Source organism: Corallococcus sp. CA041A (assembly GCF_003612075.1).
Taxonomy (GTDB): Bacteria; Myxococcota; Myxococcia; order Myxococcales; family Myxococcaceae; genus Corallococcus; species Corallococcus exiguus.
The window spans coordinates 1-3068 of record NZ_RAWF01000477.1 but is presented as its reverse complement, the minus strand read 5'-3'; the positions used below and the strand labels follow the sequence as shown (position 1 = coordinate 3068).

The 3068-nt window shown below is 71.3% G+C and carries 3 protein-coding genes and 2 pseudogenes; 1 reads left to right on the top strand and 4 read right to left on the bottom strand.

Going from position 1 to position 3068, the window contains the following annotated elements; translation table 11 throughout:
- Positions 1 to 463 (bottom strand): annotated as a pseudogene (locus tag D7V77_RS41260) (hypothetical protein); the annotation flags it as partial.
- A 96-nt stretch (positions 464 to 559) separates the two neighbouring features.
- Complete coding sequence (locus D7V77_RS41255) at positions 560 to 1486, bottom strand: NmrA/HSCARG family protein (protein WP_172815187.1); 927 nt, start codon at positions 1484 to 1486, stop codon at positions 560 to 562.
- Positions 1487 to 1645: 159 nt separating this feature from the next.
- Between D7V77_RS41255 and D7V77_RS41250 the strand changes: the two genes are divergently transcribed.
- Positions 1646 to 2251 (top strand): hypothetical protein, encoded by a 606-nt coding sequence (locus D7V77_RS41250; RefSeq protein WP_120581638.1) that lies wholly within the window; start codon positions 1646 to 1648, stop codon positions 2249 to 2251.
- 7 nt (positions 2252 to 2258) lie between these two features.
- Here the strand turns inward: D7V77_RS41250 and D7V77_RS41245 are convergent, their stop codons facing one another.
- Entirely contained in the window at positions 2259 to 2663 is a 405-nt protein-coding gene (locus D7V77_RS41245) for a DUF2203 domain-containing protein (RefSeq protein WP_120581637.1), read from the bottom strand.
- Between the two features lie 118 nt (positions 2664 to 2781).
- Positions 2782 to 3068, bottom strand: a pseudogene (locus D7V77_RS41240) (hypothetical protein); the annotation flags it as partial.

Sequence of the window (3068 nt, the reverse complement as noted above, 5' to 3'; positions counted from 1 at the left end):
CGCCGTACCAGCCCGGTCCCCAGCCGCCGCGCCAGGGCCCGTAGCCGTAGCCGCCGCCCGCCCACGCCCTGCCCCCGGGGTACATCACCGGGCTGATGCGCGCGGGCGCCTCCGTCTCATTCGAGGACGTGGCCTGCCGCAGTGACAGGGGCGGCAGCGCGCTGTAGCGGAAGCGCGTCTCCTGGCCCACCAGCGCGAAGTCCTTGTACTGGAGGCGGATCGGGCGGTCCCCATTGTTCTCCAGCCGGACGTAGACAGGGGTGACCCGGCGCTCCAGGTCGGACGGTGAGCCCTTCCAGGCCGAGCCGTCCGCCGTGAGCCGCACGCCCTCCTGCTCCTTGATGGCGCTGCTCTTGCCGCCCTGGAGGACTCCCGCTTCCGGCACGGGCCGCAGCTTCGTCTCCGCCGCGCAGCCCGCCATCAGCATCAACCCCAGGGCCCCCACTCCCAATGCTTCACGCATCGTATGCCTCCTCGTACTTCAAGGTAGGGCGTGCGGCGTTCAGGGGATGACATGCCTCGTGCTCCCACCCGGAGGGGGGGCCGGCGGCCGGGGACTCTACGGCTGGGGCGTCACCGGCTCGGCGGCGGTGGCGGGCCAGGAGGGCGCGTTGACGAACTCCCAGTCCTGATGGCGCGCCCAGGTCTCGAAGGTCTGCCAGCCCACGCGCAGGTGGCTGTTGCGCAGCGTGAGGATGTCCGCGTGGTAGCCCACCCGGTCCAGCCACTCGAACATGGCCGCCAGGTCCTCGCTCTGCTGTTGGAGTTGAGCCAGGGGAATCTGTTCGAAGTGGATGCGGTGGCCGCTCACCATGGAGAGCAGCGCGGCGGCCTGCTGGCCCGTCACCTCGTCGGAGGCAACTTCGATGCGCTCGCCGATGAAGCGCTCCGGGTCTCCCAGCACGTGCATCGCGAAGCCGGCCAGGTCCTCCACCGCGACCATCTGGAGGCCGCGCGTCGCGGGCAGCCCCAGGGCCAGCTTCCCCTCCGCCAGCATGTCGCGCGTGGGCCGCTGGAGGAGGTTCTCCATGAAGAAGGTGGGGCCCAGGATGGTGAAGGGCATGTCGCGCCGCCGCAGGTACAGCTCCACGGCGTGCTTGCTGTCGAAGTGCGGGATGCCGGTGAGCTCCGACGCGCCCGCCACGGACGAGTACACGAAGTGCCGCACGCTGGCGCGCTTCGCCGCGTCCGCCAGGTTCTTGCCGTGCTGGACCTCCGCGTCCACGCCGCCCGCGCCGAAGGGCGTGGCCATGGCGTAGACGGCGTCCACGCCGCGCATGGCGCTCTCCAGCGAGACGGGGTCGTCGAAGTCGCCCTGGGCCAGGGTGACGCCGGGCCTGCGCAGGGCGCGGGCGGCCGGAGCGTCCGCGTCCCGCACCAGCGCCACCACGTGGTGCCCCCGGTCGGCGAGCTTGCGGAGGACGGCACCGCCCTGCTGGCCGGTGGCGCCAGTGACGAGCACGGTGATGGAGAAATCCACGGGCATGGCTTCAGACCTCCGGACGCGACGTGTCACGGAAAGCTGGAGACGCTCCCTTCCATTGGCGAGGTCTGGAAGCCGCAGTGTCCTCCCCCGAGCACAGGCTCCCGAGGCAGGCAGGCGACCGGAAGGGAGGGACAGGCGGCATGGCATCCTCCCGGCCCCATGAGCAAGCGTGACACGCCCCCGTCCTCCGAGCTGGTCTCCGCCGCACAGTCGCTCGACGCAGAGCTGCTGCGCTTCGAGGCGCTGTCGGAGCAGCTGAAGGAGGCGCCCCTGACATCGGAGAAGCACCTGGAGCGCGCGTCGAAGACGCTCAAGGAACTGGCGGACCTGGACGACGCGCTGCGGATGCGCGTGGGCGCGCTGGTGCAGGCCATCACCGGGGTGCGCAACCGGCAGCAGGCGCAGGCGGACGCGGTCAACGTGTGCGCGCAGGAGCTGCAGCAGCGCACGGAGGTGTTCAAGGAGCTGCTCACGCGCTACGGGGCGCTGGGGCAGAGCGCGGCGGACCTCAACGGGCGCATGCAGGAGTTCGCGGCGCTGCGCCAGCAGGCCACGCGCACGGCGGAGGAGGACGCGCGGCTCACGGAGGTCTTCACCGCGCTCCAGGCGCGCATGGCGGAGGTGGCGGACGACGCGGCCACGCTGACTCTCGCGGCGGAGGAGGCGAAGTTCACCGACATCGGCCGGCAGGCGGATTCGCTGCGACAGCAGCTGCTCTCCGCGCGCAACAAGCTGGGCCTGTTGCACCAGAGCCTGTCGAAGTGAGGGTGTTTCAGCTGAGGTAGGTGGGCTCGAAGTCGTCCGGGCTGTCGATGGGGCGGCGTCCGGAGAAGCCGGCCTTCAAGTCATGCCAGTGCGCCACGGCGTTCTCGCCGTAGCGCCAGCAGAGGTACACGGGCTCCTCGCCGCGCCGCGCGTGGAAGTCCACCAGGCCGTCCGCGCCCTTTATCTCCAGGCCCATCTCCTGGAGCGGGCCCAGCTCACCGCGGATGCGCTCCAGCAGCTCGTCGCGCTCCTCTCGGAAGGAGCGCACCTCGAGGGTGTCGGGCGGAGCCTCCGGGCCGTCCAGCACCTCCGCCAGCTTCTGCACGCGCTCCACCCAGGGGCGCACGCGCCCGAAGGTCTTCGTCAGCAACGGCACCAGCCGGCTGGCCTCTTCCACGCTGAAAAAGCGCATCGAGGGGACAGCATGCAGTGAGAGCCCTCCGCAGGCCACTCCCTTCGGGGTGGGGGCGAGAGGGTGTGTCACGGCGGCCGTGACATGTCTGAAACATGGCAGCGGGTGGGACGGGCGGTCACCCGCGCCGGAGCGATGACAGGTTTTCCAGGAGCCAGCGCCAGGCGGCTTCGCGCAAGGGGAAGGCGGCCTCGCGCGCGAGGAAGGCGGGGGTGTGTTCCGCGGCGCAGCGGCCAGCGTCGTCGTGGGCGTCGGGGCCGGCGTCGGTGGCGGCGAGGTCCGCGTGCAGCAGGGCGTGGAAGACGATGAAGTCCACGACGAAGGCGGGCACGGAGGGGCGGTCCAGCGCGGGGTGGACGCGCACCTCGCGCAGGCGAGCGTCGTAGCCGCCCAGGTGGATGGTGC